Here is a 24,893-nt window from a genome sequence, read left to right on the forward strand (position 1 = left end):
TCTCAGTGATCCGAGGGTTTTTTATCATTGGCGGTACTGCTGTCGTTATCGCCGTTCGAGCCCTGAGTGCTGTCGCTGCCCATCCCGTTGGTTTGCTCCGGGTCCGGGACCCTGCCGTCCGCTTCGGGGCTGCTGCCGTCGGTGTTGTCTTCCTGATCGCTTTTCAGCTCCATGGCCGGGCTGTCCGGGTCATTGCCTTCTGGATGGGTAGGGCCGGTCGATCCTGCCCATGTACCTGCGCTCATACCTGCCAGTAAGGCCGCAAGGCCCCAAGCCGCTATTCGGTTGCCGATCATGATGTGAGTCTCCAATGTTGGGTCGTTACCTGTCATTGGTCTGGACTGGGAAAAGATAGGTGCGATGCTTCCGACCGGCGGAGTCTTCAAGACCTTGTTGCTATAAAAAGTCATCTCCAGCCTGACATTGGTTCTAAAAAGACGCGCTTTCTTACAATTTAAAAACAGAGATGGCTCTGCGCCATCTTGATGGGGTGGCAGATTGATATTTTTCGGGATTCAGGAGGAAACCCCTGTAAATACGGGGCTTTACCGGTTTTTTATGGTGGGCGGGCGTAGGAGATCGACTACAAAAAACGCTCATTTCTGACACGAGTCGACGGACTGTCATTAAACAGCAACATTTCAGGTTTTAAATCCGCCTCGGGCCTCCTTAAGTGGACCACCACACTTTCTCCTGGACTGAGGTATTACCGTGATACTGCTGACTAAAAAACGCTTGTCGCTTCTGATCGCTTCGCTGTGCCTGAGCGGTGCTGCCCACGCGACTGATGTTACTGGCGCTGGTTCGAGTTTCGTTTTCCCGGTTATTTCAAAGTGGTCCCAGGACTACAGCAAGAATTCTCCAAACCGCATCAACTATCAGTCGATCGGTTCGGGCGGCGGTATTGCCCAGATCAAGGCAGCAACCGTTGACTTCGGCGCATCCGATGCCCCGATGTCGGCAGAAGACCTGCAGGCCGCTGGCCTGGGTCAATTCCCTAGCGTGATCGGTGGCATCGTGCCAATCGTCAACGTTGAAGGCATCGAAAGCGGCAAGCTGAAGCTGGACGGCGAGACACTGGCCAAGATCTTCATGGGCACCGTGAAGACCTGGGACGACGAGGCCATCAAGGCACTCAACCCTGGCGTGACTCTGCCTAAAACCAACATCACTGTTGTTCACCGTTCCGACGGTTCGGGCACTTCCTACAACTTCACCAACTACCTGAGCAAAGTCAGCCCGGAGTGGAATGAGAAGTTGCAGTTCGGTTCCACCGTCAAATGGCCAGTGGGTGTGGGTGGCAAGGGTAACGAAGGTGTTTCTGCCTACGTCAAGCAGATCAAGGGTTCCATCGGCTACGTAGAGTACTCCTACGCGGCAACCAACAAACTGTCTTACACCCAGCTGAAAAACGCGGCTGGCAAGTTTGTAACCCCGACTTCCAAGACCTTCGCCGCTGCGGCTGACACTGCCGACTGGGCAAGCGCCAAGGATTTCGGTCTGATCATGACCAACGCTCCGGGCGACGAAGCATGGCCGATCACCGCCACCACCTGGATCATCATGTACAAGAAGGCCAAGAACGAAGAGCGAAGTGCAGCCACTTTCGACTTCTTCAAGTGGTCTCTGGAAAATGGCCAGAAGCAGGCCGAAGAACTGGATTACGTCGCTCTGCCGAAATCGCTGGTTGAGCGTGTAGAAGGCTACTGGAAAACCGAATTCACCAAGTAAGTGATTCAAGCCTGTAGCTCACCCCTGTCATCAACCGCGATATCGGTTCGGTGACGGGGGCTTTTTCTTGCGAGTGGACTCAACATGACTGAAAACACCCAATACCTGTCCGCGAACGTCTCAGACATCGACTCCGAAGGCGAAAAGCGCGCCAAGCGGGATCATCGACATGACGCCTGGTTCAGGCGTTCGCTGCAAGGCGCCGCCATGCTGGTGCTGGCATTGCTGGGATGTATTGCCCTGTCGACCCTGTGGGGCGGAAGTCTGGCATTCGAGACCTTTGGTTTTGGTTTTCTGACCAGTTCCGAATGGGACGTGAACAACGGCAAGTTTGGTGCCCTGGTTCCGATCTACGGTACGCTGGTTACATCTTTTCTGGCTTTGCTGATCGCCGTTCCGGTGAGTTTCGGCATCGCCATCTTCCTGACGGAAGTCGCGCCGCCCTGGTTGAGGATGCCCATTGCCTCGGCCATCGAGCTGCTGGCCGGCATTCCTTCGATCATCTACGGCATGTGGGGACTGTTCGTATTCGGCCCGTTCATGGCTGAACACCTGTCGCCGTGGATCAATGAAAACCTGGGTGGCCTGCCCATTATCGGCAGCCTGTTCCAGGGCCCGCCGCTGGGTATCGGCATGCTGACCGCAGGTATCGTCCTGGCGATCATGATCACGCCGTTCATTACTTCGGTGATGCAGGAAGTTTTCCGTACCGTTCCTACGACCCTTAAAGAGTCTGCCTACGCCTTGGGCGGCACGACCTGGGAAGTGGTCTGGGACATCGTTCTGCCTTACACCCGCTCGGCGGTGGTTGGCGGTGTGTTCCTGGGGCTGGGTCGTGCTTTGGGTGAAACCATGGCAGTGACCTTCGTTCTGGGTAACGCCCACCAGTTCTCCGCATCCCTGATGATGCCGAGCAGCTCCATTGCATCGGTCATCGCCAACGAGTTCAACGAGGCCTACACCGACCTGCACCGTTCGGCGCTGATCGCACTGGGCTTCCTGCTGTTTGTGGTTACTTTCATCGTGCTTGCCCTTGCACGTCTGATGTTGTCGCGTCTTTCGCGTAAGGAGGGGTTATGAGTAAGGACGTAACCGGTAGCGAGCGCCTGTACCGGGTTCGTGATATCAAGAACAAGATCGCAATGGTGCTCAGCTGCGGCGCCACTGCATTCGGTCTGTTGTGGCTGGTATGGATTCTGCTGACCACCATCATCAAGGGCATTGATGCCCTGAACCTGCAACTGTTCTCCGGCATGACCCCGCCGCCGGGTGTCGAAGGCGGTCTGGCCAACGCGTTCTACGGCAGCCTCCTGATGTCCGGTATCGGTCTGTTGATCGGTACGCCAATCGGCCTGATGGCCGGTATCTGGCTGGCCGAGTTCGCCCGCTACTCCAAGCTGGGCAACGCAGTGCGTTTCATCAACGACATTCTGCTGTCGGCGCCGTCGATTGTGCTGGGTCTGTTCGTGTACACCGTGGTCGTGCTGCCGCTCAACCAGCTCACAGGCCAACAGGTCGGTTTCTCGGCGATTGCCGGTGCCCTGGCCCTGGCATTGCTGGTGATCCCGGTGGTGGTGCGTACTACCGATGAAATGATGCAACTGCAACCTTCGACCATGCGCGAAGCCGCATTGGCCCTGGGTGTGCCGCAATGGAAGCTGACCCTGCAAATCGTCCTGCGTGCCGCCAAGGCGGGCGTGGTGACAGGTGTTCTGCTGGCGCTGGCACGTATCACCGGCGAAACCGCGCCGCTGCTGTTCACCGCTTTCGGCAACCAGTTCTGGAGCAGCGACCTGCTCAAGCCAATCGCCAGCGTTCCGGTGGTTGTCTTCCAGTACGCCATGAGCCCGTTTGAAGACTGGCACTCCCTGGCATGGGCCGGTGCATTGGTCATGACGCTCTTCGTACTGATACTGAGTCTGCTTTCTCGCTTAATTCTTCTGCGCAATAGGGCGTCCTGATGAACAACCTTTCCCTTGCCAACGAAAAAACCAAGATTCAAGTGCGCGGTCTGGAGTTTTTCTACAACGACCAGAAGTCACTGAAATCCATCGACATGATGATCCCTGAAAAGCGCATCACGTCGATCATCGGCCCGTCCGGCTGCGGCAAGTCCACCCTGCTGCGTGTGTTCAACCGTATCTACTCGATGTACCCGAAGCAGGAAGCGCGCGGCGAAGTGCTGCTCAATGGCGAAAACATCCTGGCGCCGGGTTACTCGATGAACCGTCTGCGCAGTCAGGTGGGCATGGTGTTCCAGAAGCCGGTGCCGTTCCCGATGTCGATCTTCGAGAACATTGCCTACGCTATCCGTCACCACGAAAAGCTGTCGCGTCGTGAAATGGAAGACCGCGTCGAGCAGGCCCTGCGTGGCGCCGCTTTGTGGGATGAAGTGAAGGACAAGCTCAAGAACAGCGCCACCAGCCTGTCCGGTGGTCAGCAACAGCGTCTGTGTATCGCGCGTACCATCGCACTGCGTCCTCAGGTCCTGCTGCTCGATGAGCCGACTTCGGCACTGGACCCGATCTCCACTGGCCGTATCGAGCAGTTGATCACCGAACTGAAAGAGCAGTTCACCGTGATCATCGTGACCCACAACATGCAACAGGCGGCCCGTTGCTCGGACTACACGGCGTTCATGTTCATGGGTGAACTGATCGAACACGGCGATACCGACACCATCTTCACCAAGCCTTCCAAGACCCAGACCGAAGACTACATCACCGGTCGCTTTGGCTGATGCCCTCCAGGGCGGGCACCGCCTGGTGCTCGCCCATGAATTCCTCGATCCGGCTGCGCAGCCAGCGTTCTGCCGGATCGCTGTCCATAACGCTCAACCATGTCATCGACAGATCCAGCCCCGGCGTACTGAACGGCAAGGGCTCATCGTGCAATAACCCTAACGCACTCATTGCACTGGCCGTGAAGTCTGACAGACCGGCGATCAGGTCGGTCCCGGCCATCAGCGCGGGCAGGGTGGTGAAGCGCGGCACGGACAGCACCACCTTTCGCTTGCGTCCCAGCGCCGTCAGCCACTCATCGGCAAAGCTGCTGACGTTCGCTGCATGGGACACCACCACATGAGGCCGTGAACAGTATTCATCCAGCGTCATGGGTGTCGACGACTTGTCGGCCCTTACAACCCGCGGCTGTACATTGCGCAATGGCTTGCGCTTGGCATTGGCTGGCAGGTCGCGGGTCAGGCAGACGCCTACGGTAATCTCGCCGGACATCAGCACTTCCGAGATATTCAGGTAATCGACGTGCTTGACCACCAGCACCACGCCCGGTGCTTCCTTGCGTACCGCCTTGAGCAAGGCGGGGAGCAAGCCGAATTCCACATCGTCCGACATGCCAATGCGAAAGGTCATGGTGCTGACCGACGGATCGAAGTCGCTGGCCAGGCTGAGCGCCATGGACATGGCATCCAGTGCCGGGGTCAGGTGCCTGAGAATTTCATGGGCGCGGGCGGTGGGTTCCATGCGATGACCGACCCGGATGAACAGCGGGTCGTTGAGCAGGCTGCGTAACCGATTGAGTGCAGCACTGATGGTCGGCTGGCCGAGAAACAGTTTTTCGGCAGTGCGCGTCACATTGCGCTCCAGCATCAATGTCTCGAAAACCACCATCAGGTTGATGTCTGCCTTGCGCAGTTCATTGCGATTCATCGTTATTCCTTTGCTCCATGCCAGGCCGTACTTCGAAAGGATGGCGACAGTCTATCTGACTCGGCGTTAACACTATGAAATGTCTGCTTGCGTGACAGGAGCAAGTCTGTAGGCAAGCATGATGAATTCCCGCATGTTCATGCTCCATTTCCTACAGGAGGTTCTTTATGCGTGCTGCAAAGATCGCAGGTTTTCTCATGACACTTGCGCTGCCGGGTGCAGTGTTTGCCGAAACGCCCAGCTATGGCCAGCAACTCGAAGGGTTCGCCTATCCCCATGCCCTGAAGAAATTCAGCTTCCAGTCCCAGGGCCAGAAACTGGAAATGGGCTACATGGATGTCGCGCCCACCGGCAAGGCCAATGGCCGCACGGCCGTATTGATGCATGGCAAGAATTTCTGTGCCGCTACCTGGGAAGACAGCATCAAGGCACTGAGCGAGGCGGGTTATCGCGTCGTGGCGCCGGATCAGATCGGTTTCTGCACCTCCACCAAGCCTGGCTACTACCAATACAGCTTTCAGCAGTTGGCAACCAATACCCATGAGTTGCTGACCAGCCTGAAGGTTGACAAGGTTTCGGTGATCGGTCATTCCACGGGCGGCATGCTGGCTACACGTTTTGCGCTGATGTATCCGCAACAGACTGAAAAGCTGGTAATGGTCAACCCGATCGGCCTTGAAGACTGGAAAGCCCTGGGCGTGCCTTATCGCAGCATCGATCAATGGTATGAGCGTGAACTGAAGGTAACCGCCGAAGGGATTCGCCAATACGAGCAGAAGACGTATTACGACGGCCGCTGGAAGCCTGAGTACGACAAGTGGGTCGATATGCTGGCCGGTCTGAACAAGGGGCCGGGCCAGAAAGCGGTCGCCTGGAACTCGGCGCTGATCTACGACATGATTTTCACCCAACCGGTCTTCTACGAATTCCCGAAACTCAAAGTCCCGACCTTGCTGATGATCGGTGATGCCGACACCACAGCCATTGGCAGCGATATCGCGCCACCGGAGGTCAAGGCCCGGATCGGTAATTACAAGGTGTTGGGCAAGCAGGTTACCGAAATGATTCCGGGCGCCACCCTGGTCGAGTTCAAAGGCATGGGGCATGCCCCTCAGATGGAAGATCCGGAAGGCTTCAACAAGGCCCTGGTTTCAGGTTTGCTCCTGAAATAGATGCCAGGAGCGAATTCATTCGCGAATGAATTCGCTCCTGCGCGCGGAGGGGTTCAGGACAGCAGTTGTGAGAACGCCTTGTCTGCCTCCAATACCGCAGGCAGGCCTTTGAACAGGGCATCCAGGTCGATGCCCTCCATCAACGGGCCGCTTGCTGCCTTCTGTGCTTCAGGTGTGGCGCCGCCACCGGTTTCCAGTGCGTCGGAAATCACGATGGCCTGAGCCACGATGCGTGGCAGCGGGGCGTTGTCCGGTGCCTGGACCGGGTTGGCCTGATAGGCAATCGCCTGTTTGATGACATTCGGCAGATGCCAGCGGTTGGCAAGCTCTGCACCCACTTCCGGATAACCGAAGCCCAACTGCAGTGTTTCATTGGCTGCACGTCCTGCTGTCCCGGCCCTGGCGGCGTTGTTCAACCGTTCGGCCACTTGTGGCGCACCGGTCTGGATCAGCAGTTCACCAATGTTGTGCATGACCCCGCACGTAAAGGCGATTTCAGGATCTGCGCCGGTCTGCTTGGCCAGCATCCGGCAGATCCCCGCGACCTGGAAGCTTTTGAGCCAGAACGCCTTGAGATCGAAACTTGGCCCGGCCTTGAAAGCACCCGTCACTGCCGAGGCCATCACCAACGTGCGCAGGGTATTGAAGCCCAGACGCATGGCTGCGTCTTCGATACTGGATGATTCCCGGGAGCCGCGAAACCGTGCAGAGTTGGCCAGACGAAGTACCTTTGCGGCAATCACCGGGTCCTTCTCGATATTGCGGGCGATGCTTTCCAGGTTGGAGGAGGGGTTATCGAACTGCAGCATCAGGTCCTGGGCCACTTTGGGAATGCTGGGCAGGCTGTGCAAATCTTCAAACAGTTTTTCAAGAGTCATCGATGGCATCCTCGTACGTCGGATGATTCAACGATAGTCAGTTTTTTCCTCTGTGCACGTTTGCCGATGCATTGTGAGAGGTGCATCTCAGCTCTGGCACCCTGAGCACATCATCCAGGGTATTTACGATGCGATGAGCGGCGTTGAAAAAACTGGATAAAAAGTTTATGGCATGTTTATGGTCAAGTAAGGCATGTCCTTTTGAAAAGTATGTGCACTCGCCAGAATGATCATTCAAGTCGGATTGTTCGGCACTTTATTGACGTCATTAATGAAAAAATTAAACAGGAGACGTTTTCAGACAAGGCATTTTAAATAAATGCTCAAATTGTCATGGAAAATGCATGTGTGTATGATATCAATTCGCTCCGTTTCCGGAGCAAGCTGTTGCTGAAAGCTTTCTGGATTGCAGGCACCTACTGACATATCAGCGGTTTTTGCCAATCTCCCTGGTTCGTAGAAACGACACAGTTGTCAGGCTTTTCGGGTGATTGCTATTTCGCCGTTCCGGTTTCTGCAATGGAAGTATTCTCATGATTAAAAGTTTAGGTTTCAGCAAGAAAATTCTGCTGGCGGCTGCGTTGATTGTGGTGGTCGCGTTTAGTGCGTTTATTGTCATCAACGACTATCGACAACGCCAAACTTTGAAATCCAATGTCCTGTCCGAATTGCAACAGCTGGGCACTCTGACGACTCAGAATATTCAGACCTGGCTGGAAAGCCGTTCGCAACTGCTGCAGTCCATGGCCCAACAGATTGCTGTCGATGGCAAGGCCCTGCCTCAATTGCAACGGGCAATCGGCTTGCAGGCTTACAGCGAGAACTTCCAGCTCAGTTACTTCGGCAGCACCGAAGGCGTGATGTTTTCCATTCCGGCTGGCAATCGCGCCGCCGATTACGATCCGCGTGCCCGTGGCTGGTACAAGGCAGCGCAGAACGCGCCCGGCATCATCGTCACCGAACCTTACATAGCCGCTTCCTCGGGCAAACTGGTGGTCACCCTGGCGACACCGGTCAAGATCCAGAATCAGTTTGCCGGTGTCGCGGGTGCGGACATTTCCCTGGACAGTATCAGCAAGACCATCAACTCCCTGAATTTCGGCGGCCATGGTTATGCGTACATTGTCAGTGCAGAGGGCAAGATCCTGATTCACCCGGACAGCAAGCTGGTCCTCAAGAACATCAGCGAAGCCTATCCGAACAACACGCCCAAGATCGTGGCCGGTGTCAGTGAAATCACCTCCGGTGGCAAGACGGAGTTCGTCTCCTTCACGCCGGTCCAGGGCATTTCAACAGCGAACTGGTATGTCGCTCTGGTACTGGATCAGGAAGCGGCCTACTCGATGCTCAGCGAGTTCCGCACGTCGGCGATCACCGCCATGGGCGTGGTCGTACTGGTGATCATCCTGTTGCTGGGCCTGCTGATTCGTGTGCTGATGCAGCCATTGCACCAGATGGGGCGCGCCATGCGTGACATTGCGGACGGTGAGGGCGATCTGACCAAGCGGCTGGCCATTACCTCCCAGGATGAGTTCGGTGAACTGGCGCAATCCTTCAACCACTTTGTCGAGCGTATCCATACCTCTATCCGGGAAGTGGCTTCCACTGCCGGGCAACTGGGTGAAGTCGCAACGCGAGTGGTCAAGGCGTCCAATTCGTCCATGACCAACTCCGATCAGCAATCCAATCGTACCGAAAGTGTTGCCGCAGCCATCAATCAACTGGGCGCTGCAGCCCAGGAAATCGCCCAGAATGCTGCTCGCACTTCGCAACAGTCCAGCGATGCCAGCGACCTGGCCGGTGAAGGGCAGAGCGTCGTGCAGCAGACCATTGCTGCGATGAACGAGCTTTCGGGCAAGATCAGCGAGTCGTGCGTCAACATCGAGAGCCTCAATGGCAAGACCGCCAATATCGGGCAGATTCTCGAGGTCATCACCAGCATTTCCCAGCAGACCAACCTGCTGGCCCTCAACGCTGCCATCGAGGCGGCTCGCGCAGGTGAAGCGGGCCGTGGTTTTGCCGTGGTGGCCGATGAGGTCCGCAACCTGGCGCACCGGACTCAGGATTCTGCCCAGCAAGTGCAGACCATGATCGAAGAGTTGCAGGTCGGCGCCCGGGAAGCGGTCGTGAACATGACCGAAAGCCAGCGTCAGAGCGAGGACAGCGTGAGCATCGCCAACCGCGCCGGTGAGCGTCTGGGCAGCGTCACCCGACGTATCGATGAAATCAACGGCATGAACCAGTCGGTTGCTACTGCAACTGAAGAGCAGACCGCCGTTGTGGAGTCGATCAACGTCGACATCACGCATATCAACACCCTCAACCAGCAGGGTGTCGATAACCTGCGCTTGACGCTGGATGCCTGTAACCTGCTGGAAGAACAGGCCGCCCGTTTGCAACAATTGGTGGGAAGTTTCCGCATCTGACGTGTGAAACAGGGCTACTGAATATCCCCTTGAACGATTATCATCCGGCCAGTCTTTTACTGGCCGTGGTGTGAGCGCCCCACGGTCTGTCGTTACCCGCAACGTCTGGCGAGGGTGTTTTGATGGTGGGCAGGTTGATCTATCTCATCGGGCCGTCCGGCTCAGGCAAGGACAGCCTGCTGGATGCCGCACGGGAAACATTGGCCTTCAATGATTGCCGTATCGTGCGGCGGGTCATTACCCGTTCTGCCGAGGCCGTGGGCGAAGCAGCCCAGGCCGTCAGCGTCGAACAGTTCGAGACCATGCGCGAGCAGGGCGCCTTTGCCTTGAGCTGGCAGGCTAATGGTCTGCGCTACGGAATTCCCATCGAAATAGACCAGTGGCTGCTTGAAGGCCATAACGTGCTCATCAACGGTTCAAGGGCTCACTTGCAGCAGGCGCAAGTGCGTTATCCGACGCTGCTGGCGGTGCTGCTGACGGTCGATCAGCAGGTCTTGCGTCAGCGTCTGTTGGCACGAGGACGTGAATCGGTCGCGGAAATCGAAGCAAGGCTGGAGCGCAACGCTTCCTTTGCCGTGAATGTAATGGCCAGCAATCCCTCGGTTTTCCTGCTGGATAACTCCGGCGAACTGCAACAGACCGTCAACACCCTCATTCGCTACATCAACAGCCAGCGCGAACCCGCCTGACCGAACCATCGGTCCACCAGGGCACATCCACACAAGGCTATGCCCTTATTACGGTCTAGTCTCAATTCCCACACCTTCGATGCGTCGATTGCGTATGACGTCGCGCGAATGTCGTCCTTGTTCCTGTCACTGCTGCATAACATGAGGATTGATGTTTATGGGCCTGTTGAAAGTCAAAGATGGCACCGAGATCTACTACAAGGATTGGGGTTCCGGGCAACCGGTAGTGTTCTCCCACGGCTGGCCGCTGGATGCCGATGCCTGGGATGCCCAGATGAACTTCCTGGGTCGGCTCGGCTACCGAGTCATTGCCCACGACCGGCGCGGACATGGCCGCTCAGGCCAGCCGTGGGATGGCAATGAAATGGACACTTACGCCGACGATCTGGCCGAGCTGTTCGAGGCGCTGGACCTGAAGGATGCGGTTCTGGTCGGTCACTCCACAGGCGGCGGCGAAGTCGCCCGCTATATTGGTCGTCATGGCACTGCACGGGTCGCCAAGGCGGTGCTGATTGGCGCAGTACCGCCGATCATGCTCAAGACTGAGGCCAATCCCGACGGGCTGCCTATCGAATTCTTCGATGGCATTCGCGAGAGCGTCACGGCCAATCGTTCGCAGTTCTTCAAGGAACTGGCGATACCTTTCTATGGTTTCAACCGCGAGGGCGTCGAGGCTTCTCAGGGCACCATCGATGCGTTCTGGGCCATCGGCATGCTGGGTTCTATCAAGGGCGAGCTGGATTGCATCAAGGCATTTTCCGAAACCGATTTCACCGAAGACCTGAAGAAGTTCGATATTCCCACCTTGATCCTGCATGGCGATGACGACCAGATCGTGCCCATAGCCGCTTCGGCTATTAAAAGTGCAGAGCTGGTGCGTGGTTCGGAGCTGAAAATCATCCCCGGTGCCTCTCATGGCATGTGTACGACATTGATTGATGAGATCAACGGCTATCTGCTGGACTTCATCAAGCAATGAGCCGTTCGCGAATGAATGCGCTCTCATCAAACAAGACGCAAGACCATGAATTAGAAAGTATTTTATGTAGGGTAAAAATGTTATCCGGCGTACATATCCATTATTGATATGTGCTGCTCCTACTGGTTCCGCCTTTACGGCGGCCCCCTTTTGTTTCGGCAAAAGGGGGAAAACCATCCGCTCCGGTTCGGCCCCGCCTTGGGGCGGGGTTCCCTCGCTCCGGCATTGCTCCGTGGGTACGCGCCGACGGGCCTTCCATGGCCCTGCGGCGCTTGCTCGGCGTCCTGCCTCGCACCCCACTACGCAATACCTCCACTCGGCCGTCACCCACGTCGCAATCGGTGGTGTCTGGAGGATTTTTGCTCATCCCGGTAGGAGCGAATGAAGCTCCTACACAACAATCGTGAGAGCGCCGCAGAACGCGCCGTAAAGGCGCAAGGCGGCCTCAAGCCGAACCATGAACCTGGAAACACCTGCTCCTGTTTGCTGCGCGACAGCGCGGTGCCGAGGCGGCGGGTGATCTCCTGCAACCTCAAGCAACATACCTCTTTCGGATTGAGGCATGGACCCGCTTTTGCATGGAGACCCCGAACTCCACCCGTGAAGCTATTCCATGACTGATAAAAACATGCCCGCAGCATTGCGTTTCATGTTGGCTGCGCGCCGCAGCGAACTGGAAGGCCTGGAAGGATTGGCCTCCACTTGCCAGATGGTGACGCAGGTCGGCCAGCTGGTGCATGCCCTGCAACGTGAGCGTGGTTATTCCAATATGTATCTGGGCAGCGGCAAGGCCCATCACCTGACCCAGCTTGATGTACTGACAGCCGAGGCCAAGGCCATCGAAGCCCGGGTCCTGGACTGTTTCGAGCGTATTGATCTGGACGCTGCCAGTGCATCCGACCGCGCCCGGCTGTTCAACCGTATCGCCTATGTCATGCATGGCCTGGATGAACTGCCTGGCTTGCGGCGACGCATTCGCGAGCAGCGGCTTAAGCCTCAGGACGCCACCATGGTGTTGAGCCGTCTGATCGGTGGCTTGCTGGCGGTTGTATTCGAGGCCGCTGACACCGCCATCGACCCGGTGGTTACCCGCGTTCTGGTGGCGATGTTCAATTTCATGCAGGGCAAGGAACTGGCAGGGCAGGAGCGTGCCTGTGGCGTGGGCGGCTTTCTGGCGGGCTATTTCGATGCTGCAGCTCATGACCGGCTTCAACATCTGGTGCAGAGCCAGGAGCGTTGTTTCCAGACCTTCATCCAGTTCGCCGACGACGATGCCCGACGCCTGTGGCGCAATCAGGAAAGCAGCGATTGTGTGGCGCAGCTTGGGCGTTTGCGTGGCGTGGCGTTGAAAACCTCGGAGGCCGAGAAAGTCGATTCGATGCTGTCGGAGGTCTGGTTCGACCTTAATAGCCTGCGCATTGATGCCATGCGCGATATCGAGATCTACCTGGCCGATGGGCTGCTGGCCCGTTGTCAGGAGAGCATCAAGCAGGCTCGTGCCGATCTGGACAACCACCGCCAATTGCTCGCCCGTCTGGTGAGCCTGGAAGCTGAAGGCAGTGTCGATCAGGCGCGCCTGTTCAGTGTCCAGGCCATCGATCTGGACAGCACGCCAACCGATGGCCTGGGGCCGAACCTGGGGCGTTCGGTTCTGGATCTGTTGCAGTCTCAGACCCAGCGCCTGCTGAGCGCCAACGATGAGCTCGAAGAGGCACGACAGGCCCTCAACGAACGCAAGTTGATCGAGCGGGCCAAGCGCCTGTTGATGGATGAACATCAGTTGAGCGAAGGCCAGGCCTACGAGCGCCTGCGCCAGTCAGCCATGGAGCGCGGCCAGCGTATGGTCGACGTCTCCCAGACCCTGCTGGCCTTCGCCGCCGCTCGTCCTGCACCGCGCAAGCGTCACTGACCCTTGTGCACTTGCGCCGGGCAAGCGGTGCAGGTCGCGCCCCAGTAATGTGCGAAACGATCCCGAGGCGCACAGCGAGCCAGACACATCTTCGCTACAAGCCACGCGATTCGTGGTTGTTGCAGAGCTGGCATGCAAACTGCTTTACAGGTTGTGCAAGCCGGGTGCTTCAAGACGAAGACTGCGGCACATAAGCGAATTCCGGACAACGGCGTCCACACGTTCATCGGCAAAGGCCTGGAGCGTGTGTACGCCGTTTTTTTATGCGTGTTTTTGGGGGAGTGATATGGACGAGAAGCCAGATAGCCACGAGCAAGACAGCCCGGAAAATGCGCCTCGGCGGTCTTTCCTCAAACAGTCGCTGGGCTTGCTGGGCGGCGGTGCGGCATTGAGCATTCTGCCGCCAGGCTTGCAGTCCGTGGTCTGGGCTGCTGGCACCGATGGCCTGGAAACCACCAGTGCCAAGCTGGGGTTCATTGCCCTGACCGACGCTGCGCCGCTGTTCGTGGCTGACGAGAAAGGTCTGTTCGCCAAATACGGCATGACCGGTGTCGAAGTGCTGAAACAGTCTTCCTGGGGCACCACACGCGACAACCTGGTGCTGGGCTCGGCCAGTAATGGCATCGATGGTGCACACATCCTGACGCCCATGCCTTATCTGATCGCCGCAGGCAAGATCACCCCCAATAACAGGCCGGTGCCGATGTACATCCTGGCGCGCCTGAATGTGGGTGGTCAGTGTATTTCCGTTGGCAACGAATACGCTGACCTTAAGCTGGGCCTCGACTCGGCACCTTTCAAGGCTGCACTGGATGCCAAGAAAGCAGCAGGCAAGAGCATCAACGCCGCAATGACTTTCCCTGGCGGCACCCATGACCTGTGGATGCGCTACTGGCTGGCGGCCGGTGGCATCGACCCGAACAAAGACCTGTCGACCATCGTCGTGCCGCCACCGCAAATGGTCGCGAACATGAAGGTCGGCAGCATGGACAGCTTCTGTGTGGGCGAGCCGTGGAACGGGCAACTGGTCAATCAGAAGATCGGCTACACCGCCAACACCACCAGCGAAATCTGGAACAACCACCCGGAAAAAGCTCTGGCGTTGCGTGCCGATTATGTAGATGCCAACCCCAATGCGGCCAAAGCCTTGCTCAAGGCAGTGATGGAAGCACAGATGTTCTGCGATCAGCCTGAAAACAAGGAAGAGGTCGCCAAGATCTGCGCCAAGCGCCGCTGGATCAACGCACCTTACGAAGACATTGTGCAGCGCATGAAAGGCAACTTCGATTACGGCACCGGTAAGGTCGTGGAAAACAGCCAGTTCATGATGCGCTACTGGAACGAGTTCGCGTCCTACCCGTTCAAGAGCCATGACCTGTGGTTCCTCACCGAGAACAAACGCTGGGGCTACCTGCCGCAGGGCTTCGACAGCCAGGCGCTGGTGGACAAGGTCAACCGCGAAGACATCTGGCGCAAGGCTGCAGCTGAACTGAATGTACCGGCGGCACAGATTCCGGCCTCCACCTCGCGTGGTATCGAGAGGTTCTTCGATGGCAAGACCTTTGATCCGCAAAACCCGCAGGCCTATCTGGACAGCCAGACCATCAAGGCTTTGTCCTGATAGTGGCCACTCGCTTGGGAGAAATCGATGAACGCTGAAAGTAAAAGCTTCAAGGCCGCGGGAACGCCCGTGAGCGTTACCGGCAAGCCCGCCAGTCGCTGGCCTGCACGAATCAAGAACCTGCGTCAGTTCCTTGTGCAGGGTGTATTGCCACCGCTGGTGGTGGGCGCGCTGTTTCTATTGCTGTGGCAAATGCTCTGCAGCGGCAAGGGCGCGGCCTTGCCGCCGCCGACCCAGGTCATTCATGAAACCTGGGAACTGATCATCCATCCGTTCTATGACAACGGCGGCAATGACAAGGGCATGGCCTGGCAACTGCTCGCCAGCCTGCAACGTGTCGCTTACGGCTATACGCTGGCAGTGGTCGCCGGGATCAGCCTCGGGGTGCTGATCGGTCAGTCGGCCTGGGCCATGCGTGCACTTGACCCGCTGTTCCAGATCCTGCGCACCGTACCGCCACTGGCCTGGTTGCCGCTGTCGCTGGCAGGCTTCAAGGACAGTCACCCTTCGGCGATCTTCGTGATTTTCATCACTGCGATCTGGCCGATCATCATCAATACCTCGGTGGGCGTGCGCAACATTCCCGATGACTACCGCAACGTGGCCAAGGTCCTGCGTCTCAATGGCGTGGAGTACTTCTGCAAGATCATGTTGCCTGCTGCTGCGCCGTACATCTTCTCCGGCCTGCGCATAGGTGTCGGTCTTTCCTGGCTGGCGATCATTGCCGCCGAAATGCTGATCGGTGGCGTGGGTATCGGTTTCTTTATCTGGGATGCGTGGAACGCCTCGCGCATCAGCGACATCATCCTGGCGCTGATCTACGTCGGTGTCGTCGGGTTTCTACTCGACCGGTTGGTGGCCCTGATCGGTCATCTGGTCACTCGCGGCACATCGGCCGGTTAAGGAGCAAGCACATGAATGCGCACGACAAGTATCTGAGCATCGAAAACGTCAGCAAGACCTTCGAGCGTGATGGCGTCTCCAGCCAGGTCCTGACCGGCGTCAACCTGGAAGTGGCGCGGGGCGAGTACATCTCGATCATCGGCCACTCGGGTTGTGGCAAGTCCACGGTATTGAACATCGTGGCCGGGCTGACCGAATCCACCAGCGGTGCGGTAATCCTGGATGGCAAAGAGGTTCGCACACCGGGCCCGGATCGCAGCCTGGTGTTCCAGAACCATTCGCTGCTGCCCTGGCTGACGGTCTACGAGAATGTGGCGCTGGCGGTCGATAAAGTCTTCAAACGCAGCAAGAGCAAGGCCGAACGTCATGAATGGGTGCTGTATAACCTGGACATGGTCAGCATGAGCCACGCCCTGCACAAGCGCCCGAGCGAAGTGTCTGGTGGCATGAAACAGCGGGTCGGCATCGCCCGTGCGTTGGCCATGCAGCCCAAGGTCCTGCTGCTGGACGAACCCTTTGGCGCGCTGGATGCGTTGACTCGCGCCCACTTGCAGGACGAGGTGATGCGAATCCAGAGCGAATTGCAGAACACGGTGCTGATGATCACCCACGATGTGGACGAAGCGGTGTTGCTTTCCGACCGCATCGTGATGATGACCAACGGCCCGTCGGCGACCATCGGTGAAATTCTCAAGATCGACTTGCCGCGCCCGCGCAACCGCATCGCTATGGCCGATGACCCGCTGTACAACCAATATCGCCATGCGGTATTGAGCTTCCTGTACGAGAAGCATCGCAAGGTGGAGGCGGTGGCTGTTTAGCACCACTGCCGTGTAAGCGAATTCATTCGTGAATGAATTCGCTTGGCAGATGTTTAAAGCAGCGTCCCGATCCACATCCATAACGGCAATGTCCCCACCGACAGAAGGGTGGTCAGGCAAATCGCCGAGCTGGTTTTCTGGACGTCCGGCACGGTCCGGGCAAAGCCCAGCACATTGACCCCGGACGGCCCGGCTGCCATCAGCACCAGCACGGCCCGCGGCATGCCTTCGATGCCCAGCACGACACAGGCCAGCAACACCAGCAGCGGCATCAGCGCGAGTTTGGCGAAGGTGATACCCAAGGCCTCGGCGCTGGGTGTCAGCCGGTAGCTGGAAAGGTTGGCACCCAGCACGATCAAGGCGCAGGGCAGGGCAGCCTGGGCCAGCCAGGTGGTGAGGTGATCGGCCCAGTCGGGTAATGCCAGGCCGGACAGATTCAGCGCCACGCCCAGCAACAGACCAATGATCATCGGGTTCGCGAGGCTCGCAATCAATGAGCGCGAATTGAACGGCTCGTTGCCCGCAAAACTGTCGTACAGGCTCTGGAAGCTGAACAGCAACAGGCTGTGAACGGCAATCACGGTAAACAGCAGAACCAGCCCCGGATTGCCGAACAGACCGGCAATCATCGGAATGCCGATCAGCACGTTATTGGAAAAACTCGCCGTCAGGCCGAATGGCGTCGGGTGTCCGGCAAAGCGGTGGTTTACCAGATTGACCAGCGCAAACACCATCAGCGCAGGAATGAAGTAGGCCGCCAGTATCCGGATATCCAGACCATCGTGCAGGGGTGCCTTGGCCATGCCGGTAAACAGCACCATGGGCATGAACAGCTTGAAGGCCAGATTGCTCAGGGCCTTGGTGCTATCGGGAGTGAGTGTCTTGCGGCGTCCCAGCACGTACCCCAGGACGATCAACAGAAATATCGGCAGGATGGCTTGGGAAACGGCCACAGATTCAAGCTCCTTGGGGGATGGCCGGGCATTATTGCGCTGTTCGCCCGGCCATGCCTATCACATCGCCCCGATATCCGGCTTGAGCGTGCTCGATCCGCCATAGATGGGTGGGTGAGTGACGATATGGGTCAGGTCCACCGCCGAGTTCATCAGTTTTTGCAGGTCCGGTCGCGGGCGGGACAGGCGCGGGTCGCCTGCGGTGGCCTGTTCGAGCGCCTGGGCGCAGGCCATCAAGGCTGCATCGCCCCGGAAGCCGCCAATCATTTGCAGGCCGAACGGCATGCCTTTGTGGTCCAGACCACAGGGGATCGAGACGGCAGGGTTGGTGGTCAGGGTGATGGTGTAGCACAGCGCCAGCCAGCGATAGTAATTGTCCAGCGGCACGCCATTGACTTCACGCAAATACAACTCGGTCCACGGGAAAGGCGAAACCGGTGTGGTGGGGGCGAGGATCAGGTCGTAGCGCTCGAACTGCTGCTGGAAACTGCGGAAGATGCGGCTCTGTTCGCCATGGGCCTTGACGCAATCCTGCAACGACATGGCCGCGCCCATTTCATAGTTGGCACGGGTGTTGGGGCCGAGTGCGTCCGGGTCACGCTCATGGGCATCCTGAAGGCCGGCGACAAAGGCTTCGGCGCGCAAGACATCGAAGGTGCGATGGGCGCTTTCCAGATTCAGGTCGATGGCCTCGCAGGATTTGAACAGGTGCTTGAGGGCGTCGATTTTTGCCCGGAACACGGCGCGGATTTCGTTATCCACGGCGCAACTGCCAAAGTCTTCGCTGTAACCGACGCGCAACTGGCTCAGGTCGATGGAGCGGGGCGCAAACTCGTCGTTGCTGATGGCATAGCTCAACGGGTCGGACTGGCCCAGACCCGCCGATGCCCGCAATTGCAGCAAGGTATCGGCCACAGTTCGGCCCATGGGGCCGACCACTGAAATGGGAGTCCAGCCCAGTTTCTTGCGCTCGCTGGGCACCAGACCTGGTGAAGGCCGCAGGCCAACGATGCCGCACAGGGCGGCGGGAATGCGCAATGAGCCCCCGGTGTCGGAGCCGCTGCAAAGCGGCACCATATCCACCGCCAGCGCAGCAGCCGAACCGCCCGATGAACCACCGGCATTCAGGTTTGGATCAAAAGGATTGCCGGTGGCTCCCCAGACCACATTGCGGGTGTTGGCTCCTGCGCCCATTTCCGGGACGTTGGTCTTGCCGACCATGATCGCTCCGGCGCTGCGCAGACGGTCTACAAAGACATTGTCACGGCTGGGCACATTGTCGCGAAACAGTTGTGAGCCGTAAGTGGTCAGTACGTCGGCGGTTTCTTCCAGGTCCTTGATGCCGATGGGCAGGCCATGAAGCAACCCCAGAGGCTTGCCTTGCATCACCGCCTGCTCGGCTTCTGCCGCTTCCTTGCGGGCGCGCTCGAAACAGGTGGCGGAAAAGGCATTGATCTTTGGGTTGAGGGTTTCGATTCGCTGGATGCAAGCGTCCAGCAGTTCGACGGGGGAAAGTTGTTTGTTGCCGATCAGGGTGCGCAGTTCGGTGGCGGGTTTGCTGAGCAGGTCGGAGTGAGGCATGGGGGCAGTCCTTGGAATAAGCGGTGGGCTTTTTCGCGAATAAATTCGCTCCTACGGCGTTGGTGTAGGGGCGGATGATTCATTCAGCGCCAGAATGGTCGCGACCAGTGCCTGGCCTCTTGGGACCAGGGTCGCCAGTTCCAGGTATTCGCGATCGGTATGCACCTTGCCGCCGACCGGCCCCAGACCACACAGGGTCGGGATGCCCAGGCTGGCGGTAAATCCGGAGTCGGCGCAGCCACCGGTGAATTCGCCTTCCACGATGAAACCCAATTCAGTTGCCTGTTGCTGATAGAGACGCAAGAGCTCGGTACTGTGTCTGGCTTCCATGGGCAGGAAGGTGGTGGCTTCCAGCAGACGGGCCGTTGTGCCGGGCAGTTCCTCTTCGGCGACGATGGCCTTAATGGCCTTGAGAATTTCATCCCATTGCCTGAGTTCCACAAAGCGCACATCGAGCTTTGCCGTGGCGCTTGGGGCGACGGTATTGCTGGAGGTGCCGCCGGACATCAGACCCACATTGGTGGTGATGCCTGCCGCATAGTCAGTCAAGGCATGCAGCTTGATGATCTTGTGCGCCAGTGCCTGAATGGCGCTGGCACCGTCGGCATGGTTGACCCCCGAATGCGCGGCGCGGCCGCTGACTTCGATGATCAGCGTGGCGCCACCTTTGCGGGCGCTGACGACATTGCCGCTGGCGCGTCCCGGTTCCGGGTTGAGCACGGCCTGGGCTGCACGGGCATGACGTTCAATATGAACACGGGCGCTGCCCGAACCGATTTCTTCATCGCCGGTATAGAGAATCTGTACCGGAAACGGCAACGGCGGCAGGCGTTTCAGGGCCTTGAGGGCGAAGCAGTTGAGCACCAGCCCGCCTTTCATGTCTGCCACGCCCGGGCCGTAGGCCAGTTTGTCATCGCGGGAATAGCCGCGAGTGGCGGTGGTGCCTTTGGGGAAAACCGTGTCGCGATGCCCCAGCAGCAGGACCGGCCTGCCCGGACCGCCCGGCAGTTCGGCCAGCAGTACATCGCCGAAATTCTCGACGGCGATGCGTTCGACGCCGATGCCATCGGCCTGTAGCTCGGCGGCGAGCAGTTCACCGACCGCATCGACGCCAGCCTTGTCGTAGCTGTTGGAGTCGGTGTCCACCAGCCGTTGCAATAGCGACTCCATGGCATCGTGCTGTCCGGCGAGCCATTGGGTGGCCAGCTTTTTAGCTTCATTCATAAGGCGTTCTCCAGTGCCTGATGTTCGCGGGTCAGGCGTTCAGCATCATTGCCCAGGTCCCAGAACAGACCGGTCATGATTTGCAGGCTTTCCTTGACCACCGGTGCCAGCAGGTGTTCGTTGGGAGCATGCTGCGAACACGCCGGGTACGAATGTGGCACCCAGACGGTGGGCAGGCCAAGTACTTCTGCAAACACATCATTGGGCAACGAGCCGCCAAGGTTGGGCAGCAACGCGGGTTTCTTGCCGGTGGTGGTGGTCAGCGAAGCAAGTGCCCATTCCACCCAGGGGCTGTCAGGCGACAGGCGAGTGGCGTTCATGACGTCGATCCGGCCTTGCTTGACCTCGACATTGCTGAAGCCATGGGCATCCAGATGAGCACGTACGGCTGGTATGAAGGTGGTGTAGTCGCTGTCCACCACAAAGCGCATATGGCAATGGGCAAAGGCCTTGCCGGGGATGGCGTGAACCGGAGCGTCCGGGTTGCCGGTCTTGAAAGCCAGCACGTCCAGGGTATTCCAGCCGAACACCTTTTCGCTCAGGGACAGGCCTGGCTCGCCCCAGTCCGGATCGATATCGGGGTCACCAGGACCGCCACCCACTTCGATATCCGCCAGCGCTTCACGCACTTTTTCAGGGATGGCCTTGGGCATCAGCCCGGCGACTTTCACCCGGCCCTTTGCATCGACCATGCTGGCGATGGCGTTGGCCAGGATGATGCCCGGGTTGGCCAGCAGTCCGCCCCAGTTGCCGGAGTGATGCGCGCCTTCGCGCAAGTCCACGTTCAGCTCGAAATTGAAGACGCCCCGCGAGCCGAGAAACAGCGTCGGTCGTGACGCCGCCAGACGAGGGCCGTCGGACGCAATGAAGATATCGGCCGCCAGCGCTTCGCTGTATTTTTCGCAAAATTCGCGCAAGCCGGGGGAGCCGTCTTCTTCGCCCATTTCCAGCAGCAGCTTCACATTAAAACCCAGCTTGCCGTTGCGAGCCTTCAGGGTCTGCTCCAGTGCGGTCAGATTGATCAGGTGCTGGCCCTTGTTATCCGCTGTACCGCGACCGTACCAGCGATCCCCGCGTTCGACCACTTGCCAGGGCGACAGACCTTCGTACCATTGCGCGTCGTAACCGCGCACCACATCGCCGTGGCCATAGCTGAGCAGGGTTGGCAGGTGCGGGTCTTCAATGCGGGTGGCGATCATCAGCGGACCGCGTCCGGCCACCGGGTTTTCATGGATCTGCACGCTGAAGCCCAAGCGCTCCACATGCGGCGTGATGAACTCCTTCAGGTAGCGATAAAGCTCCGGCAAGCTGGCGGCTTCCTGGCTTTGGGTCGGGTAGGCGACGCTGCTTTGCAACAGGGCGAAGAAAGCGCCGTTGTCGAATTGTTCGCAGACGTTATCGATAGCGTTCGAGCGACTACTCATGAGGCTACTAGCTCCAGGGGTTGAGGGGTGTCGCGAAGATGGCAGCGCACGGTTCCGCCCTTGACGGAAACATTGGCCGGATAGTGCTGCTTGCAGGTGTCGCCGCTGCTTGGGCAGCGCGGATGGAAGGCGCAGCCGGTCGGGGGCGACATCGGGTTGGGGAAGTTGCCATGCAGGCCAAGGTCGGGAATGCCCAGATGCGGGTCGGGGGTCAGCACCGAGTCCAGCAGTGCCTGGGTATAAGGATGGCCAGGCTCGGAGAACAGCGATTCGCGGCTGCGCTCTTCGACGATGCGGCCCAGATACATCACTGCGACTCGGTCTGCCAGGTGTTCGATCACCGCCAGGTTGTGGCTGATCAGCAGGTAGGTCAGGCCGAACTCGCGCTTGAGGTCCTGCAACAGGTTGAGGATCTGCGCCTGTACCGAAACGTCCAGCGCCGAAGTGGGTTCGTCGCAGATCAACACATCCGGGCGCATGATCAGCGCACGGGCGATGGCCACACGCTGCCGCTGGCCACCGGAAAGCTGGCTGGGATAGCTGTCGATGACCCGTTTGGGCAAGCCGACCACATCAAGCATTTCTTCTGTGCGCTTGCGGCGTTCGGCCGTGTTGCCGATGTCATGCACGATCATCGGCAGGGTCACGATTTCGCGCAGGGTCTTGCGCGGGTTCAAAGAAGAGTAGGGATCCTGGAAGATCGGCTGGATGCGTCGCGCCATTTCCTTGCGGTCGGTGGCGGCCAGATGCTTGCCGTTGACCAGTACATCACCGCTGCTGGGCGGCAGCAGACCCAGCAGCATTTTCGCCAGGGTGCTCTTGCCGCAACCGGACTCGCCCACCAGCCCCAGTGTTTCGCCGCGCATCAGGCGCAGGGACACGCCATCCACGGCTTTCAGGGTGGCGGTCGGTTTGAAGAAACCGCGATTGATCTTGAATTCCCGACGGATATCACAGAGTTCCAGAGCGATATCTTTTTTCATGACAGTGCTCCTTCCCGGTGGAAGACGGTGGGCGTTGCGGGAGTGGCAAACAGGCAGCGGGCCATGTGGTCGTCGTTTTCCACGGGGGGGACGTGACTGGCGCAGGCTTCAATCGCTTGTGAGCAACGGTTGCGGAACGCGCAGCCTTGTTGTTCGCCTACCAGGCTCGGCACCAGACCGGGAATCGACCCCAGCGGCTGACCCGGTTGCGTGCGCCCCGGAATCGGGATACTGGCCAGCAGGCCACGGGTATAAGGATGCTGCGGGTTCTCGAACAACTGCACGGCGGGTGCCGTTTCGACGATTTGCCCGGCGTACATCACCGCAACCCGGTCGGCGATGCGGGCGACCAGCCCGAGGTCGTGGGTAATGAAGATCACGGCCATGCCGAATTCTTTCTGGATATCGCGAATCAGCCGCAGAATCTGCGCCTGAATGGTCACGTCCAGCGCCGTGGTGGGCTCGTCGGCGATGATCACATCGGGTTCGCACATCAACGCCATGGCGATGATGACCCGCTGGCGCAGGCCGCCCGACAATTGATGCGGGTATTGACGCAGGCGTTCGCCCGCATTGCTGATGCCGACCTTTTCCAGCATCTGCCCTGCACGCAACATGGCATCCTTGCGCGACACCTTGCGGTGGCGCAGCAGCACTTCGCACAGCTGATCGCCAATGCTGTAGGCCGGGTTCAGCGAGGTCATGGGTTCCTGGAAGATCATCGCCAGGCGGTTGCCCCGCAGGTCGCACATCTGGCGTTCGCTCTGGGTCAGCATATCGATGCCGTCCAGGCTGAGTTGCGTTGCGGTACGTTTTGCCTTGCGCGGCAGCAGGTCCATGAGCGCCAGGGACGTCAGGGATTTTCCGCATCCCGACTCGCCGACGATGCACAGCATTTCGCCGCGCTCGACATGGAAATCCAGGCCGCGAACGGCGTGCAGGGTTTCCTGGCCAAGGGGGATATCGACGCGCAGGTTTTCAACATGCAAGAGAGCCATGTCCGGATATCCTCTGTCAGTTGCGCCCATCGGGCAGGATCAAGTCACGCAGGCCGTCACCGACCAGGTTGATGCCCAGCACCAGCACCATCAGTGCGACACCGGGGATGGCGATGACCCAGGGGGAAAAGAACATGTAGGGTTTGCCTTCGGCGATCATCAGGCCCCAGGACGGAATCGGCGGTTGTACACCCACGCCCAGGAACGACAGCGCCGACTCCAGCAGGATGGCGTGGGCCATTTCCAGGGTGGCAACCACGATCAGTGCGCCGACCAGGTTGGGCAGGATTTCACTGGCCAGGATGCGAAAGGTCGAGCAGCCCAGTGCCTGGGCCGAGGCGACATATTCGGCATCGCGAATCTGTTGCACCGCCGCACGGACCACCACTGCGAAACGGTCCCACAGCAGGCAACCAAGCAGAATGATCACCACTTTCAGCGAACCGCCCATCAGCGAGGCCGAGGCCAGCGCGACCATGACCACGGGCATGGCCAGGCGGGTGGTGATCAGGTAGCTGATCACGGCATCGACCTTGCCGCCGAAGTAGCCGGCCAACAGGCCCATGACCGTGCCAATCAGGCCGGAGATCAGTGCTGCCGAGAAACCGATGAACAGTGAGATACGCGCGCCATAGAGAAGGCGCGACAGGTAATCGCGGCCCAGCTTGTCGGTGCCCAGAATGTAATCCCAGGTGCCGTTGGCCATCCATACCGGCGGCTTCATGCGCAGCATGACGTCCTGAGCGTAAGGGTCGTAAGGCGCAAGCCACGGAGCAAACAACGCGCCGAACAGAATGATTGCCAGCAGCAACATGCCAATCGCAAAGCCGCGATGACGCAGGCTGTTACGCAGGCTTCGCAGGATGCTTTTCGCCGGTGGCTGGTAGTCGTTGATGACCAGAGCGGATGAGGTTGTCGTGCTCATGGGGCCTC

At 58.8% G+C, this 24,893-nt stretch carries 22 protein-coding genes and 1 pseudogene; 13 read left to right on the plus strand and 10 right to left on the minus strand.

Annotated elements, in window-relative coordinates:
- Window positions 1-2: 2 nt before the first annotated feature.
- Window positions 3-296, minus strand: coding sequence for a hypothetical protein (locus KGD89_RS09935; protein ID WP_025259630.1), 294 nt, complete (start codon window positions 294-296; stop codon window positions 3-5).
- A 415-nt stretch (window positions 297-711) separates the two neighbouring features.
- Between KGD89_RS09935 and pstS the strand changes: the two genes are divergently transcribed.
- The 4 genes from pstS (at window position 712) to pstB (ending at window position 4,471) form a co-directional block, all read left to right on the plus strand.
- Window positions 712-1,731, plus strand: coding sequence for a phosphate ABC transporter substrate-binding protein PstS (gene pstS, locus KGD89_RS09940; RefSeq protein WP_025259631.1), 1,020 nt, complete (start codon window positions 712-714; stop codon window positions 1,729-1,731).
- An 84-nt stretch (window positions 1,732-1,815) separates the two neighbouring features.
- Entirely contained in the window at window positions 1,816-2,811 is a 996-nt protein-coding gene (gene pstC, locus KGD89_RS09945; RefSeq protein ID WP_025259632.1) for a phosphate ABC transporter permease subunit PstC, read from the plus strand.
- Window positions 2,808-3,692 (plus strand): phosphate ABC transporter permease PstA, encoded by an 885-nt coding sequence (pstA, locus tag KGD89_RS09950; RefSeq protein WP_025259633.1) that lies wholly within the window; start codon window positions 2,808-2,810, stop codon window positions 3,690-3,692. Before pstC ends, pstA begins: the two co-directional genes overlap by 4 nt.
- Entirely contained in the window at window positions 3,692-4,471 is a 780-nt protein-coding gene (gene pstB, locus KGD89_RS09955; RefSeq protein ID WP_025259634.1) for a phosphate ABC transporter ATP-binding protein PstB, read from the plus strand. Before pstA ends, pstB begins: the two co-directional genes overlap by 1 nt.
- Here pstB and KGD89_RS09960 read toward each other — a convergent pair.
- Window positions 4,452-5,399 (minus strand): LysR family transcriptional regulator, encoded by a 948-nt coding sequence (locus tag KGD89_RS09960; protein ID WP_025259635.1) that lies wholly within the window; start codon window positions 5,397-5,399, stop codon window positions 4,452-4,454. The two genes, pstB and KGD89_RS09960, sit on opposite strands and share 20 nt — an antisense overlap.
- A 167-nt stretch (window positions 5,400-5,566) precedes the next feature.
- Between KGD89_RS09960 and KGD89_RS09965 the strand changes: the two genes are divergently transcribed.
- Entirely contained in the window at window positions 5,567-6,571 is a 1,005-nt protein-coding gene (locus KGD89_RS09965; protein WP_025259636.1) for an alpha/beta fold hydrolase, read from the plus strand.
- Between the two features lie 53 nt (window positions 6,572-6,624).
- Here the strand turns inward: KGD89_RS09965 and KGD89_RS09970 are convergent, their stop codons facing one another.
- Window positions 6,625-7,458, minus strand: a complete 834-nt coding sequence (locus tag KGD89_RS09970; RefSeq protein WP_081741927.1) for an HDOD domain-containing protein — start codon at window positions 7,456-7,458, stop codon at window positions 6,625-6,627.
- A gap of 524 nt (window positions 7,459-7,982) precedes the next feature.
- Here KGD89_RS09970 and KGD89_RS26405 point away from each other — a divergent pair.
- The 8 genes and pseudogenes from KGD89_RS26405 to KGD89_RS10005 form a co-directional block, all read left to right on the plus strand.
- Window positions 7,983-8,969: pseudogene (locus KGD89_RS26405) on the plus strand (cache domain-containing protein); the annotation flags it as partial.
- Between the two features lie 141 nt (window positions 8,970-9,110).
- Window positions 9,111-9,875 carry a methyl-accepting chemotaxis protein gene (locus KGD89_RS26410; RefSeq protein WP_371856567.1) on the plus strand — a complete coding sequence of 255 codons (765 nt, stop codon included), beginning with the start codon at window positions 9,111-9,113 and terminating at the stop codon, window positions 9,873-9,875.
- 122 nt (window positions 9,876-9,997) lie between these two features.
- Window positions 9,998-10,564 carry a phosphonate metabolism protein/1,5-bisphosphokinase (PRPP-forming) PhnN gene (gene phnN, locus KGD89_RS09980; protein ID WP_025259639.1) on the plus strand — a complete coding sequence of 189 codons (567 nt, stop codon included), beginning with the start codon at window positions 9,998-10,000 and terminating at the stop codon, window positions 10,562-10,564.
- A 157-nt stretch (window positions 10,565-10,721) separates the two neighbouring features.
- Window positions 10,722-11,543 (plus strand): alpha/beta fold hydrolase, encoded by an 822-nt coding sequence (locus KGD89_RS09985; RefSeq protein ID WP_025259640.1) that lies wholly within the window; start codon window positions 10,722-10,724, stop codon window positions 11,541-11,543.
- 613 nt (window positions 11,544-12,156) lie between these two features.
- Window positions 12,157-13,452 (plus strand): nitrate regulatory protein, encoded by a 1,296-nt coding sequence (locus KGD89_RS09990; protein WP_025259641.1) that lies wholly within the window; start codon window positions 12,157-12,159, stop codon window positions 13,450-13,452.
- A 286-nt stretch (window positions 13,453-13,738) separates the two neighbouring features.
- The gene (locus KGD89_RS09995) at window positions 13,739-15,073 is read left to right on the plus strand and encodes a CmpA/NrtA family ABC transporter substrate-binding protein (RefSeq protein WP_025259642.1); all 1,335 of its coding nucleotides are present in this window, start codon (window positions 13,739-13,741) and stop codon (window positions 15,071-15,073) included.
- A 27-nt stretch (window positions 15,074-15,100) separates the two neighbouring features.
- Window positions 15,101-15,976 (plus strand): nitrate ABC transporter permease, encoded by an 876-nt coding sequence (gene ntrB, locus KGD89_RS10000; RefSeq protein WP_025259643.1) that lies wholly within the window; start codon window positions 15,101-15,103, stop codon window positions 15,974-15,976.
- A gap of 11 nt (window positions 15,977-15,987) precedes the next feature.
- A complete protein-coding gene (locus KGD89_RS10005) occupies window positions 15,988-16,797 on the plus strand; it encodes an ABC transporter ATP-binding protein (RefSeq protein ID WP_025259644.1) in 810 nt (269 codons plus the stop codon).
- A gap of 53 nt (window positions 16,798-16,850) precedes the next feature.
- On the opposite strand, the gene KGD89_RS10010 is transcribed toward KGD89_RS10005, so the two are convergent.
- The 7 genes from KGD89_RS10010 to KGD89_RS10040 are packed head-to-tail and all read right to left on the minus strand — an operon-like array spanning window position 16,851 to window position 24,885.
- Complete coding sequence (locus tag KGD89_RS10010; RefSeq protein ID WP_025259645.1) at window positions 16,851-17,750, minus strand: AEC family transporter; 900 nt, start codon at window positions 17,748-17,750, stop codon at window positions 16,851-16,853.
- A gap of 60 nt (window positions 17,751-17,810) precedes the next feature.
- Window positions 17,811-19,331: an amidase gene (locus KGD89_RS10015; RefSeq protein ID WP_025259646.1), complete on the minus strand. Its 1,521-nt coding sequence runs from the start codon at window positions 19,329-19,331 to the stop codon at window positions 17,811-17,813.
- A 51-nt stretch (window positions 19,332-19,382) separates the two neighbouring features.
- The gene (locus KGD89_RS10020) at window positions 19,383-20,555 is read right to left on the minus strand and encodes a M20 family metallopeptidase (RefSeq protein ID WP_025259647.1); all 1,173 of its coding nucleotides are present in this window, start codon (window positions 20,553-20,555) and stop codon (window positions 19,383-19,385) included.
- The gene (locus KGD89_RS10025) at window positions 20,552-21,979 is read right to left on the minus strand and encodes a M20 family metallopeptidase (RefSeq protein ID WP_025259648.1); all 1,428 of its coding nucleotides are present in this window, start codon (window positions 21,977-21,979) and stop codon (window positions 20,552-20,554) included. Before KGD89_RS10025 ends, KGD89_RS10020 begins: the two co-directional genes overlap by 4 nt.
- Window positions 21,976-22,962, minus strand: coding sequence for an ABC transporter ATP-binding protein (locus KGD89_RS10030; RefSeq protein WP_025259649.1), 987 nt, complete (start codon window positions 22,960-22,962; stop codon window positions 21,976-21,978). Before KGD89_RS10030 ends, KGD89_RS10025 begins: the two co-directional genes overlap by 4 nt.
- Window positions 22,959-23,960, minus strand: a complete 1,002-nt coding sequence (locus KGD89_RS10035) for an ABC transporter ATP-binding protein (protein WP_025259650.1) — start codon at window positions 23,958-23,960, stop codon at window positions 22,959-22,961. Before KGD89_RS10035 ends, KGD89_RS10030 begins: the two co-directional genes overlap by 4 nt.
- Window positions 23,961-23,976: 16 nt before the next feature.
- Window positions 23,977-24,885 (minus strand): ABC transporter permease, encoded by a 909-nt coding sequence (locus KGD89_RS10040; protein WP_025259651.1) that lies wholly within the window; start codon window positions 24,883-24,885, stop codon window positions 23,977-23,979.
- Between the last annotated feature and the right edge of the window lie 8 nt (window positions 24,886-24,893).

Source organism: Pseudomonas cichorii, assembly GCF_018343775.1.
GTDB classification, from domain to species: domain Bacteria; phylum Pseudomonadota; class Gammaproteobacteria; order Pseudomonadales; family Pseudomonadaceae; genus Aquipseudomonas; species Aquipseudomonas cichorii.